The organism is Photorhabdus akhurstii (assembly GCF_018448925.1).
GTDB lineage: Bacteria > Pseudomonadota > Gammaproteobacteria > Enterobacterales > Enterobacteriaceae > Photorhabdus > Photorhabdus akhurstii.
This window is the reverse complement of record NZ_RCWE01000006.1, coordinates 1-12842: the sequence shown is the minus strand read 5'-3', so window position 1 is coordinate 12842 and position 12842 is coordinate 1. Positions and strand designations below refer to the sequence as shown.

The following is a 12842-nucleotide window of genomic DNA, read 5'->3' as shown; positions in this document are numbered from 1 at the left end:
ATCCTATGTTGAATACGCTGGTTGTTGGTGCAAGTGGTTACACCGGAGCAGAACTGGCAGCATATCTGCATCGCCACCCGCATATAAATCTGGTTGGACTAATGGTTTCTGCTCAGAGCGTTGATGCAGATAAATGTTTCTCAGATTTACATCCACAGTATAAAGGCATTGTTGATCTGCCGCTGCAACCGCTGACTGATATTATTAATGTTGCTAAAGGGATTGATGTGGTTTTCCTTGCCACCGCCCATGAAGTCAGTCATGACATTGCGCCGTTATTTCTGGCGGCAGGTTGCATTGTGTTCGATCTCTCCGGTGCCTATCGCATACAAAATGCTCAGATTTATCAACAATACTACGGATTCAAACATAAGCATACTGAATGGTTAGCACAAGCAGTATATGGGCTTGCCGAATGGCAGGCTGAAAAGATCAAACAGGCTCAATTGGTTGCTGTACCGGGATGTTATCCAACAGTTTCTCAACTCTCTTTGAAGCCACTGTTGGAAAATAGTTTGCTAGATACCAGCCATTGGCCAGTGATTAATGCTACCAGTGGCGTGAGTGGCGCAGGTCGGAAAGCCAGTATGACTAACAGCTTCTGCGAAATCAGTTTGCAACCTTATGGAATATTTACTCACCGTCATCAACCGGAGATTGAGGAACATCTGGGAACTAAGGTGATTTTTACTCCGCATCTTGGCAATTTCGTGCGAGGTATTCTTGCCACAATTACCTGTAAATTGAAGTCAGGTGTTACCGCAGAACAGATAAATGAAGCTTATCAGCAAGCATACAAGGATAAGCCATTGGTGCGGCTCTACAACAAAGGGGTACCGGCACTGAAATCCGTTGTTGGGCTACCGTTCTGTGATATCGGTTTTGTTGTACAGGATGATCACCTGATTGTTGTGGGTACTGAGGATAATCTTTTGAAAGGTGCGGCAGCTCAGGCAGTTCAGTGTATGAATATACGTTTTGGGTTTGAAGAAACTCAGGCATTACTTTAATGATTGACATGAAGGAGTAAAGCAGATGGAACCTTTAGTCATAAAATTAGGTGGCGTGTTACTGGACAGTGAAGAAGCGTTGGAACGCGTGTTTACTGCATTGCAGGAATATCGACAAACGCATGAACGCCAGTTGGTTATTGTTCATGGTGGTGGCTGTCTGGTGGATGAGTTGATGCAGAAATTGCAGCTACCGATAGAGAAGAAACAAGGATTGCGGGTAACACCCGCTGATCAAATTGGGATGATTACGGGAGCGTTAGCGGGTATAGCCAATAAGACCTTGTTATCGTGGGCGACTAAATATCAACTTGCATCAGTTGGATTATATTTAGGAGATGGTAATGTGGTCAGGGTTTCCCAACTGAATGAAGAGTTGGGGCATGTGGGGAAAGCGATGCCGGGCGATGCTAAATTGCTGAAAACGCTACTGGATGCAGGTTATATACCCATTATTAGTTCCATTGGTGTAACTGATAAAGGGGAATTGATGAATGTGAATGCCGATCAGGCAGCAACGGCGATAGCTCAGACGCTAGGTGCTGATTTGGTATTACTCTCTGATGTTAGCGGTATTTTGGATGGTAAAGGGCAGAAGATCCCTGACATTAATGCTGAGAAGGCGGAACAACTTATTGTGCAGGGCATCATTACTGACGGCATGATTGTGAAGGTGAATGCAGCTCTAGATGCCGCTAGGACATTAGGTCGCCCGGTAGATATCGCTAGTTGGCGTCATGCAGATCAACTGACCGACCTGTTTAACGGTGTTCCCGTCGGTACTCGTATTCTGGCTTAAATTAAGTTTGATTAATTTTCGGCAAAGCTTTGCTGATGAATAACAACGGAATTTTAAAGGGTAACTTCATGCATACTAAAGATATTAAAAAGATCGTTCTTGCTTATTCTGGTGGTCTGGATACTTCTGCCATTATTCCTTGGCTGAAAGAGCATTATGATAATTGTGAAGTTGTTGCGTTTGTCGCCGATGTGGGACAAAGCCGTGAAGATCTGGAGGGCGTGGAGCAGAAAGCTTTGCGCTCTGGCGCATCAGAATGTCATGTTGTGGATTTGCGTGAGGAGTTCATTAAAGATTATGTTTATCCGGTACTGAAAACTGGCGCTCTGTATGAGGGTAGCTATTTGTTGGGCACTTCAATGGCACGACCAATTATTGCTAAAGCACAGGTTGAATTGGCATTGAAAGTGGGGGCGGATGCACTTGCTCATGGCGCAACAGGTAAGGGGAACGATCAGGTGCGGTTTGAAAGCACTTATACGGCATTAGCCCCTCAGCTAAAAGTCGTCGCGCCGTGGAGAGAGTGGGATTTGCGTTCCCGTGAGGCGTTGTTGGATTATCTGAAAGCGCGAGATATTCCAACCACTGCAACATTAGAGAAAATTTACAGCCGTGATGAGAATGCGTGGCATATCTCTACCGAAGGTGGCGTACTGGAAAGTACCTGGAATGCATCCAATAAAGATTGCTGGGTGTGGACAGTCGCTCCAGAAGAGGCGCCAGATGAAGCCGAATTGGTTAGTGTCACCATTGAGAAAGGCGAGGTTGTTGGGGTTAACGGCAAGGTGATGTCTCCATATCAATGTCTTGAAATGTTGAATGCTCTGGGAGCAAAACATGGTATTGGTCGGATTGATATCGTGGAAAACCGGCTGGTGGGAATGAAATCTCGTGGCTGTTATGAAACACCGGGAGGAACCATTATGATGGCCGCGTTGCGTGGTGTTGAACAACTGGTTCTGGATCGCGATAGCTTTAAATGGCGTCAGCAGCTTGGACTGGAGATGTCCTATGTTGTTTATGACGGACGTTGGTTTGCCCCACTACGTCACTCTATTCAGGCAGCCGCTGAGACGTTGGCTGAGGATGTTCGTGGTGAAGTGGTGCTGAAACTCTATAAAGGTCAGGTGACGGCGATCCAGAAGAGATCAACAAATAGTCTCTATTCTGAAGCATTTGCAACATTTGGTGAAGATGAGGTTTATGATCACAGTCATGCAGCAGGATTTATCCGTCTGTATTCTCTCCCTTCGCGTATTCGGGCATTAAATAGTAAAGAGTAATTTCATTGTTCGTAGTTATGGAGATAATGACCAGATCGTAAATTCATCCTTGTATTTGATTTCTCTAGTCTATTATCTCCATATTGAAAATAAAATTGCTGTTTATAAAAGGTCATCAATCACTCAGACATCAGATAATCAGGAACGAAAATATGGCACTCTGGGGCGGGCGTTTCAGTCAGAAAGCAGATCAACGGTTCAAACAATTTAACGATTCACTTCGCTTTGATTACCGGTTGGCGGAACAGGATATTACCGGTTCAGTTGCATGGTCGAAAGCGCTGGTAACGGTTGGTGTGTTGACCGTTGAGGAGCAACGAAAACTGGAGTTGGCATTAAATGAATTGCTGAATGAAGTTCAGGCTAATTCACAAACCATCTTGCAAAGTGATGCAGAAGATATCCATAGTTGGGTAGAAGGGCAATTGATCAGTAAAGTTGGTGATTTGGGTAAGAAGCTCCATACTGGCCGTAGTCGTAACGATCAGGTGGCAACCGATCTCAAACTTTGGTGTAAAGAATACATTTCACATCTCTATCAGGCAATTGTGGAGTTACAGCAGGCATTGGTGATTACCGCGGAGAATAATCAAGATGCGGTGATGCCGGGCTATACCCATCTGCAAAGAGCGCAGCCTATCACATTTGCTCACTGGTGTTTGGCATATGTAGAAATGCTGGTTCGTGATGAAAGTCGGTTACAGGATACTTTAAAGCGGCTGAATACCAGCCCGCTTGGGTGCGGTGCATTGGCTGGAACCGCTTATGATATTGACCGCGAACAATTGGCATCATGGCTAGGTTTTGCTTCAGCGACGCGTAACAGCCTGGATAGTGTTTCAGATCGTGACCATGTATTGGAACTGCTATCTAATGCCGGTATCAGTATGATCCATCTTTCCCGTTTTGCGGAAGACCTCATTTTCTTTAATAGCGGTGAAGCAGGATTTATTGAACTGTCAGATCGAGTCACTTCCGGTTCTTCCCTGATGCCACAGAAGAAAAACCCGGATGCGCTGGAGTTAATCCGTGGGAAATGTGGCCGGGTGCAGGGGGCATTGACCGGCATGATGATGACGTTGAAAGGTCTGCCGTTGGCCTATAATAAAGATATGCAGGAGGATAAAGAGGGGTTATTTGATGCGCTGGACACTTGGCTGGATTGTTTGCATATGGCAGCGTTGGTGTTAGATGGCATTCAGGTCAGGCGTTCACGTTGTGCAGAAGCAGCTAAACAGGGTTATGCTAATGCGACCGAATTAGCTGATTATTTGGTTGCAAAAGGTGTTCCATTCCGTGAAGCTCACCATATTGTTGGGGAAATTGTGATTATGGCGCTTGCTCAGGGTAAGGCACTGGAAGCGTTGTCATTGGCAGAGTTGCAGAAGTTCAGCAGTGCAATTACTGATGATGTATATGATATTTTGTCTCTGCAATCTTGTCTGGACAAACGACTTGCAAAGGGTGGCGTATCGCAAAAACAGGTCATGAAAGCGATTTCAGAGGCTAAACAGAGGCTAAAATTAAGTTAGTCATTATCAGCAGGGGAGATGAATCTATCCCCTGTAAAATAAATGCGATCTTTATATATAAGTTTTTAATGATTATCTGATAGTCTTTCCCTCACGTTGATATAATTATCTATTGGTATTTTCTATCATTTATATTAGTTGAGGTGGGAATGAATATCCGCGATCTGGAATATCTTGTGGCGCTTGCGGAGCATCGGCACTTTCGCCATGCTGCTGATTCTTGCCACGTCAGCCAGCCTACATTGAGCGGGCAAATTCGTAAGCTTGAGGATGATCTGGGTGTAATGTTATTGGAACGCACCAGCCGTAAAGTTTTGTTCACTCAACAAGGGATGTTATTAGTAGAACAGGCCAGAACGGTTCTCCGTGAGGTTAGAATTTTGCAGGAAATGGCGTCACTTCAAGGGGAAAACATGTCTGGTCCTCTGCATATTGGCCTGATCCCTACTATTGGCCCATATCTGTTGCCTCATATTATTCCTGGGCTTCATGGTTTGTTTCCTAAGTTGGAAATGTATTTGTATGAAGCCCAGACTCAAAGTTTGCTAGCCCAGTTAGATAGCGGCAAATTGGACATTGCGATTCTGGCAATGGGTAAGGAGACAAGAGCCTTCATTGAAGTGCCATTGTTTGAAGAACCCATGAAACTCGCTATCTATGATGGCCATCCTTGGGCAGAGCGAGAAAAAATTGCTATGGATGAATTGACGGGTGAAAAATTGCTGATGCTAGAAGATGGTCATTGCTTGCGTGATCAGGCTATGGGGTTCTGTTTTCAGGCTGGCGCGAAGGAAGATACCCATTTTCGTGCAACCAGTTTGGAAACTCTGCGTAATATGGTTGCTGCCGGTAGTGGAATAACCTTATTGCCTGATCTGGCAGTGCCACAAGAGAAAAAACGTGATGGTGTCTGTTATCTGGAGTGTAGCAACCCAGAGCCTAAGCGATCTGTTATTTTGATTTATCGTCCTGGTTCACCTCTGCGTGGTCGCTATGAGCAACTGGCAGAGGCTATTAGAGCTAGAATGGGCACTTATTACAGGCAATCAAAATAGCCGGTTCAGGCCATTTAGCGCTGCGACACGATAAGCTTCAGCCATAGTCGGATAGTTGAAAGTAGTATTGACGAAATATTCGATAGTATTACTTTCACCTTTCTGTTCCATAATCGCTTGGCCGATATGAATGATTTCAGCCGCACGTTCTCCGAAACAATGAATACCAAGAATCTCTTTTGTTTCTCTATGGAATAGTATTTTCAGGCTTCCTACGTTCATCCCCGCAATTTGTGCGCGTGCAAGATGTTTAAATTGTGCTCGTCCAACTTCATAAGGCACCTTCATTGCTGTTAATTGTTGTTCGGTTTTACCTACAGAGCTGATTTCAGGAATGGTATAGATACCCGTTGGAATATCTTCAATCAGATGAACTTCGGCGTTTCCTTTCGCCATTGCTTGAGCGGCAATTCGTCCTTGATCATAAGCAGCAGAGGCCAGGCTTGGATAACCGATAACATCTCCTACAGCGTAGATATTTTCATTGCTGGTTTGATAGATCTTATTAACTTTCAGTAAACCGCGGCTATCTGCTTCCAGACCAACGTTTTTCAGCCCTAGAGTATCAGTATTGCCTGTTCGGCCATTAGCATAAAGCAGACAGTCAGCTTTGACTTTTTTACCGGATTTGAGGTGAACGATAACACCGTCATCGACACCTTCAATTTTAGAATATTCTTCATTGTGGCGGATAACTATACCACTATTCCAGAAATGGTAAGAAAGTGCGTCTGACATCTCTTGATCAAGGAAAGCCAGTAAGTGGTTACGAGTGTTGATTAAATCAACTTTTACGCCTAATCCACGGAAGATTGAAGCATATTCGCAACCAATCACTCCGGCACCATAAATAATGACATGCCGTGGTTCATGATCCAGTTTCAGAATGGAATCGCTGTTATAAATACGGGAATGGGTGAAATCAACATCTGGTGGACAATATGGGCGAGAACCGGTTGCGATAATAATCTTATCTGCGCTTAAAATATCGTAGTTATCGTCGGCATAGCGCACACTCACCCGGTGATCATCAATGAATGTTGCTTCCCCGGAAAACATACGACACCCATTACGTTCGTAAAATCCTTGACGCATTCTAGTTTGCTGATTAATCACCATTTCAGCACGGCGTAAGATTTCAGCAAATGAAGAGCGAAGAATGCGGGAGTTATCACTGTACAGAGGGTTTTGGTTAAATTCGATAATACGGCTGACGGCGTGACGGAGGGCTTTGGACGGGATGGTACCCCAATGAGTACAACCACCACCAACATTATTATAGCGTTCGATAACCGCAACGCTTTTACCCTGCTTCACCAATCCCATTGCTGCTCCTTCTCCACCGGGACCAGAACCAATGACAATGGCGTCAAAATGAATATGTTGCATATGAGGAAAGACCTGTTTTTACACAAAATTACAACGCTATATTAACATTGGTTGACTTAATAGCCCAATCGTCATAAGGATTTTATATCTCATTTAGGGTGAATTGAACATAGTTTTGCCCGTTACGTTAATCTGGCGCAAGATTATAAAGCTTTTGGAAAATAAATAATTATCTAACGATCGAAGTGAATTAACTAAAGAGGGAATGCTCTCCTTAATGATTTTTTGACTACGTATAGTCGCCTTTATCATCCTAATATTTAATAAGAAAATGCGCTGAGAAAATGACATTGATCATTATAAATGACATGATGAGCACATCATTACGGCAAACGCGTTAAAATTTGGTATATTTCCTAACATGTAGTTCAGATAAAGAGTCAGGATTCGTGTGAGTAACGTTATCGGCATCAGAGCGAAACAGAAAGAAAAAACTCGTCGTTCACTGATTGAAGCTGCTTTCAGCCAGTTGAGTGCCGAAAGGAGTTTTACCAGCCTTAGCTTGCGTGAAGTCGCCCGTGAAGCAGGTATTGCACCAACTTCATTTTATCGTCATTTTCGTGATGTGGATGAGCTTGGGCTGACGATGGTAGATGAAAGTGGTTTGATGTTACGTCAGTTAATGAGGCAAGCCCGGCAACGTATTGCTAAAGGTGGCAGTGTCATCCGTACATCTGTTTCAACTTTTATGGAATTTATCGGTAATAATCCAAATGCATTCCGATTATTATTACGTGAACGTTCAGGGACCTCTGCTGAATTTCGTGCCGCTGTCGCACGGGAAATCCAACATTTTATTGCTGAACTGGCAGACTATTTAGAACAGGAAAGCTGTATGCCGAGGTATTTTACTGAGGTGCAGGCAGAGGCAATGGTAACAATAGTATTCAGTGCCGGTGCAGAAGCATTGGATATTGATTTGGAGAAAAGACAGCGTTTAGAAGAACGTTTAGTCTTGCAGCTACGGATGATTGCTAAAGGTGCATATTATTGGTATCGCAAAGAAATGAATCCACCGAACCCTAAACTTAAATAACTATGAAGGAGGAGAACGAAATGATGGAACAATATCGCCAGGACAAAAGTACATTGTTACTCGCTTTTATTGTCGGACTAGCAACGAATGGAACGTTTTCAGCAGTTTTTAGCTCAGTTGTTTCTTTTTCAGTTTTCCCATTGATAACACTGATTTTATCAATTTATTGTATCCATCAGCGCTATTTGAATTACTCAATGCCAGATGGGATGCCTAAGTTAGTTGTTGCTTGTTTCCTCTTAGGATTATTTAGTTATAGTGCGATTATTAGAGTTGAATACCCTGAAATTGGCTCTAATTTTCTACCCGCGGTAATAGGTACCGTACTGGTATTCTGGATTTACAGAAAGGTAAAAATTCGCAAAAACCAGGCAATTATAGAAAATAGTCATTAATTGATGCAAAACGCCGGAGAGATAACTATCTGCCGGCGTTTCTGTTTTATATGTTCGTTAAGTATCAGTTTGATTTTTCCAGCAGTACTCCACATTCCATATGGTGTGTATAAGGAAACTGATCAAACAGAGCCAGGTGGCTGATTTGATGCGTTTGGGTTAATGTTTCTAGATTATGGCAAAGGGTTTCCGGGTTACAGGAAATATAAAGGATCCGTGGATATGTCTGGACCATCTCAAGCGTTTTTTCATCAAGGCCGCTACGTGGTGGATCGACAAAAATAGTTTCACATTGATAGCTTTTTAAATTGATTCCTTGCAGGCGATTAAATTCGCGTTCACCATTCATTGCCTGGGTGAATTCCTCCGCTGACATGCGGATAATTTGTACATTATCAATCCCGTTGGCTGCAATATTGTATTGAGCGGCAGCTACGGATGGCTTGGCAATTTCTGTTGCCAATACTCGTTCAAAATTTTGAGCTAATGCCAGAGAGAAATTGCCATTACCACAATAAAGTTCAAGTAAATCACCTTTTGAACCCTTGGTAATATTAATTGCCCATTCAAGCATATGAATATTGACGCTAGCATTTGGTTGGGTGAAGCTGTTTTCCACCTGGCGATAAATCATTTTTCGGCCAGCGACAGATAAAACTTCATCAATATAATCATGATCCAATGTGATTTTGGTTTTAGCAGCTCTGCCAATTAATTCAATGTCAAACCCTTTATTTCTTAACGCCTCACGCAGTTTTAATGCTTGTTGTGTCCATTCATCACCCAATTTTTTGTGATAAAGCAAAGAAACAAGGATTTTATTACTGCACGTGGATAGATAATCAATTTGAAATAGCTTATGACGTAAGATCTGTTCAGATCTAATGGAGTCAATTAATTCTACCATCATTTTATTAATTAACTTACTAGCGACAGGGAATTGAACAAGACGAATACGTTGTTTCGTCTGTTGATCGAACATAATATGGTACAAATCATCCTGTTCATGCCAGATTCGAAATTCTGCTCGCATTCTGTAATGAGATTGTGGTGAGCGGAAAACTTCTGGCTCCGGGGGCTGGAAAGGCTCCATCATGTTTTTTAAGCGGCTGACCTTCTCCGTCAGTTGCTGCTCGTAGCTTTCCGTTGGCAGGAGATTTTGCATTATGTTTGTTCTCTTATATCTGTAGTAAGAAAAATTTTCGTGCGAAATTGTAGGGAAAGAGCAAAGGATGTCCAGTTTTCTTATTACTCATGCATAATCCTGTCTATGCTTACTATTATGAGTCAGTTTCACGCTTCATTGTAGTGTATCCTTCTGATAATAAATTGTGGGATATTTTCTCATGATAAATAAAAATCGGTTTTTATTATCCATTGTTTCAATCGTGGTGATTTCTAGTTGGAATCAAGTTTCCGCTATGGTGGAGTCGCAGGATTCATTGGTTGTGACGGCGAGTCGTTTTAAACAGCCAGTGTCAAGCATACTGGCTCCTTATACTGTTGTAACACGAGATGAAATTGATCATTGGCAGTCAAATAGTGTAGCCGATATTTTACGTCGTCTACCCGGTGTTGATATTGCCCAGCATGGCGGTATTGGACAGCTAAGCTCTTTGTTTATACGTGGCACTCATGCTAGTCATGTATTAGTACTGGTGGATGGGATACGTTTGAATCAAGCAGGTATCAGTGGCTCCTCTGATTTAAGCCAGATACCTGTATCATTGGTTCAGAAAATCGAATATATCCGCGGACCACGTTCCGCTGTTTATGGTTCTGATGCTATTGGTGGTGTTATTAATATCATCACTACCAGAGAGAAACTAGGCGCTAACCTTAACGTAGGTATCGGTTCACATGGTTATCAGACTTATGATGGCGCGACTCAGCAAAAGTTAGCTGAAAATACAGTCCTGACAGCAGCAGCTAACTATACCTATACTAAAGGATACGATGTTGTTGCTTATGGTAATACTGGTGGCTTTAGACAGCCTGATCGTGACGGTTTTATGAGCAAAATGCTTTGGTTGGGAGTCGATCAAAAATTTAATGAGCAAATCAGTGGGTTTATTCGAGCTTATGGCTATAACAATAAAACATCTTATGATGCGGATATTAATTGGAGTTATCCATATGCTAGACCGGATACCCGTGAACTTTATAGCCGCCACTATGATACGGGGATCAGATTTAACCGTGGGATCTACTCGTCCCAATTAATTGCAAGTTATAGTCATATAAAAGACTATAACTTTGACCCTAAATATGGGCGCTATGATAAGTCTGCTAGCCTTAATGATTCTGATCAATATAACCTGCAATGGGGAAATACGTTTCAGCTATATCAGGGTATGGTTAGTACAGGTGTGGATTTCCAAAAACAATCGATAGAAGCTGGGACCAGTTATATTCCGAAGAGTGAAACTGTACGTAATACAGGAATGTATCTGACAGCACAGCAACAACTAAAAGATTTTATTTTAGAAGGTGCAATTCGTTCAGATAAACATTCAGAAGCTGGTTGGAATACCACATGGCAAGCCAGTTTAGGTTGGGAATTTATTAAAAATTATCGTTTGATCACTTCTTATGGTACGGCATTTAAGGCTCCGACGCTTAGTCAGATGTATGGTTTTGGTGGTAATCATGATTTGAAACCGGAAGAAAGTAAACAATGGGAAGGTGGTATTGAAGGCGTCACAGGCCAGCTAAATTGGCGTCTGACTGTATATCGCAATGAGATTGAGCAATTGATCGATTATGCAAATAGCCGTTACTACAATATTGGTAAAGCAAAAATTAAAGGTGTTGAGTGGACTGGCTCAATGGACACAGGCATATTTCAGCATCAATTGACGGTACAATATATCGACCCTCGTAATAGTGAAACTAATGAAATTTTAGTTCGTCGTGCTAAGCAGCAAGTCAAATATCAACTTGACTGGCAGCTATATGATTTTGATTGGGGGTTAACTTATCAATATTTAGGGCGGCGTTATGACAACGATTTCAGTACATTCCCGGCTAAACGTGTGAAATTAGGTGGCGTCAGCTTTTGGGACTTAACGGTTTCATATCCAGTCACTTCTTATCTGACAATCCGTGCTAGAATAGCTAACCTGCTTGATAAAGATTACGAGACAGTTTATGGCTATCGCATTCCAGGACGCGAATACTATCTCACTGGGAGCTATAACTTCTGATTTAAATAAAGTCGCACGTCCGACAGTTTTAGTGTTTGATTCTGGGGTAGGCGGCTTATCTATTTACCAAGAGATCCGGCAATTATTGCCAGATCTCCACTATATATATGTTTTTGATAACGAAGCATTCCCTTATGGTGAAAAATCGGAAGAATTTATTGTTGAACGAGTTGTTCAAATTGTTGCGGCTGTTCAGCAAAAACATCCTCTGGCAATAGTGGTTATTGCATGTAACACGGCAAGTACAGTCAGTTTGCCTGCTCTACGTGAGCGGTTCAGTTTTCCGGTCGTTGGTGTGGTTCCAGCGATAAAACCCGCAGCAAAGTTAACTCGTAATGGTGTCGTTGGATTATTGGCGACTAGAGCAACAGTTAATCGCTCCTATACAAAGGAACTTATCGAAAAGTTTGCTACAGGTTGCAGGATTGAATCTATAGGCTCTGCTGAATTAGTAGAATTAGCTGAAGCTAAATTGCATGGTGGTAAGGTCTCTTCCGACATTTTAAAAAAGATACTGAAACCGTGGCTCGGAATGAAAGAACCACCTGACACAGTAGTATTGGGTTGTACTCATTTTCCACTATTAGCAGAAGAATTAGTTCAGATACTCCCTGATGGCACACACTTAATTGATTCTGGTGCCGCTATTGCCCGAAGAACGGCTTGGTTAGTTAAACATCAGAATAATCTTGTTTGTACTTCAGCAGATAGTCTTGCTTATTGTATGAAAGTGAATACTGATACTGATGCATTAATCCCCGTTTTGCAGGGATATGGATTCTCAAAACTGGAAAAATTGATAACTTAAGTTAAATTCGATGGAATAATCATCGGTCGTTAACTTTTTTCAAAATAATTATTGCCAGCGCCAGAGAACTCCCTATAATGCGCCACCACTGACCGACACAACGCTGATAAACATTGTGAGGTCAGGCAGAAGGAAAGCGAATAAGCGCTTGACTCTGCGGGCGAAAGGCGTAGTATACGCAGCCCGGCTGAACGAGAATGTTATTTTTTGATTCAGCCTGCTCTTTAACAATTAATCAGACAATCTGTGTGGGCACTCACAAGACCGTATCACAAAAAAATACGTTTTAAAGTCTTGAAGAGTGAACAACAGTTAATTCATTACGAACT

11 protein-coding genes are annotated in these 12842 nt (G+C 42.4%); 9 read left to right on the top strand and 2 right to left on the bottom strand.

All coding sequences use genetic code 11. The features are described from left to right. The first annotated feature begins 5 nt into the window (after positions 1-5). The 5 genes from argC (at position 6) to oxyR (ending at position 5679) form a co-directional block, all read left to right on the top strand. Positions 6-1010, top strand: coding sequence for an N-acetyl-gamma-glutamyl-phosphate reductase (argC, locus tag EAE93_RS09345; RefSeq protein WP_036782564.1), 1005 nt, complete (start codon positions 6-8; stop codon positions 1008-1010). A gap of 25 nt (positions 1011-1035) precedes the next feature. After that, the gene (argB, locus tag EAE93_RS09340; RefSeq protein WP_036782567.1) at positions 1036-1809 is read left to right on the top strand and encodes an acetylglutamate kinase; all 774 of its coding nucleotides are present in this window, start codon (positions 1036-1038) and stop codon (positions 1807-1809) included. Between the two features lie 68 nt (positions 1810-1877). Continuing rightward, positions 1878-3092: an argininosuccinate synthase gene (locus EAE93_RS09335; RefSeq protein ID WP_036782569.1), complete on the top strand. Its 1215-nt coding sequence runs from the start codon at positions 1878-1880 to the stop codon at positions 3090-3092. Positions 3093-3244: 152 nt separating this feature from the next. Then, positions 3245-4624: an argininosuccinate lyase gene (gene argH / locus EAE93_RS09330; protein WP_214039553.1), complete on the top strand. Its 1380-nt coding sequence runs from the start codon at positions 3245-3247 to the stop codon at positions 4622-4624. A 149-nt stretch (positions 4625-4773) separates the two neighbouring features. After that, complete coding sequence (gene oxyR, locus EAE93_RS09325; protein ID WP_036782575.1) at positions 4774-5679, top strand: DNA-binding transcriptional regulator OxyR; 906 nt, start codon at positions 4774-4776, stop codon at positions 5677-5679. On the opposite strand, the gene sthA is transcribed toward oxyR, so the two are convergent. Next, positions 5671-7068 carry a Si-specific NAD(P)(+) transhydrogenase gene (sthA, locus tag EAE93_RS09320; RefSeq protein ID WP_036782578.1) on the bottom strand — a complete coding sequence of 466 codons (1398 nt, stop codon included), beginning with the start codon at positions 7066-7068 and terminating at the stop codon, positions 5671-5673. The genes oxyR and sthA overlap by 9 nt on opposite strands. Before the next feature lie 391 nt (positions 7069-7459). Here sthA and fabR point away from each other — a divergent pair, with 391 nt between their 5' ends. Then, entirely contained in the window at positions 7460-8104 is a 645-nt protein-coding gene (fabR, locus tag EAE93_RS09315) for an HTH-type transcriptional repressor FabR (protein ID WP_036782581.1), read from the top strand. Positions 8105-8127: 23 nt separating this feature from the next. Beyond that, a complete protein-coding gene (locus EAE93_RS09310) occupies positions 8128-8499 on the top strand; it encodes a YijD family membrane protein (RefSeq protein ID WP_036782597.1) in 372 nt (123 codons plus the stop codon). A 64-nt stretch (positions 8500-8563) separates the two neighbouring features. Here EAE93_RS09310 and trmA read toward each other — a convergent pair whose 3' ends face one another. Further along, positions 8564-9664, bottom strand: a complete 1101-nt coding sequence (gene trmA / locus EAE93_RS09305) for a tRNA (uridine(54)-C5)-methyltransferase TrmA (RefSeq protein WP_040148786.1) — start codon at positions 9662-9664, stop codon at positions 8564-8566. 181 nt (positions 9665-9845) lie between these two features. On the opposite strand from trmA, the gene btuB reads away from it, so the two are divergent. Together btuB and murI are read left to right on the top strand one after the other, a co-directional pair. Next, a complete protein-coding gene (gene btuB / locus EAE93_RS09300) occupies positions 9846-11705 on the top strand; it encodes a TonB-dependent vitamin B12 receptor BtuB (RefSeq protein WP_040148787.1) in 1860 nt (619 codons plus the stop codon). Then, positions 11650-12513, top strand: a complete 864-nt coding sequence (gene murI, locus EAE93_RS09295) for a glutamate racemase (RefSeq protein ID WP_036814513.1) — start codon at positions 11650-11652, stop codon at positions 12511-12513. The genes btuB and murI overlap by 56 nt, the downstream gene beginning before the upstream one ends. Positions 12514-12842 lie beyond the last annotated feature (329 nt).

Bases quoted from the DNA above. Each gene is read 5' to 3' on its own strand.
- btuB (WP_040148787.1), top strand. From the start codon at position 9,846: ATGATAAATAAAAATCGGTTTTTATTATCCATTGTTTCAATCGTGGTG.
- argH (WP_214039553.1), top strand. From the start codon at position 3,245: ATGGCACTCTGGGGCGGGCGTTTCAGTCAGAAAGCAGATCAACGGTTC.
- oxyR (WP_036782575.1), top strand. From the start codon at position 4,774: ATGAATATCCGCGATCTGGAATATCTTGTGGCGCTTGCGGAGCATCGG.
- EAE93_RS09335 (WP_036782569.1), top strand. From the start codon at position 1,878: ATGCATACTAAAGATATTAAAAAGATCGTTCTTGCTTATTCTGGTGGT.
- sthA (WP_036782578.1), bottom strand. From the start codon at position 7,068: ATGCAACATATTCATTTTGACGCCATTGTCATTGGTTCTGGTCCCGGT.
- argB (WP_036782567.1), top strand. From the start codon at position 1,036: ATGGAACCTTTAGTCATAAAATTAGGTGGCGTGTTACTGGACAGTGAA.
- murI (WP_036814513.1), top strand. From the start codon at position 11,650: ATGGCTATCGCATTCCAGGACGCGAATACTATCTCACTGGGAGCTATA.
- EAE93_RS09310 (WP_036782597.1), top strand. From the start codon at position 8,128: ATGGAACAATATCGCCAGGACAAAAGTACATTGTTACTCGCTTTTATT.
- argC (WP_036782564.1), top strand. From the start codon at position 6: ATGTTGAATACGCTGGTTGTTGGTGCAAGTGGTTACACCGGAGCAGAA.
- trmA (WP_040148786.1), bottom strand. From the start codon at position 9,664: ATGCAAAATCTCCTGCCAACGGAAAGCTACGAGCAGCAACTGACGGAG.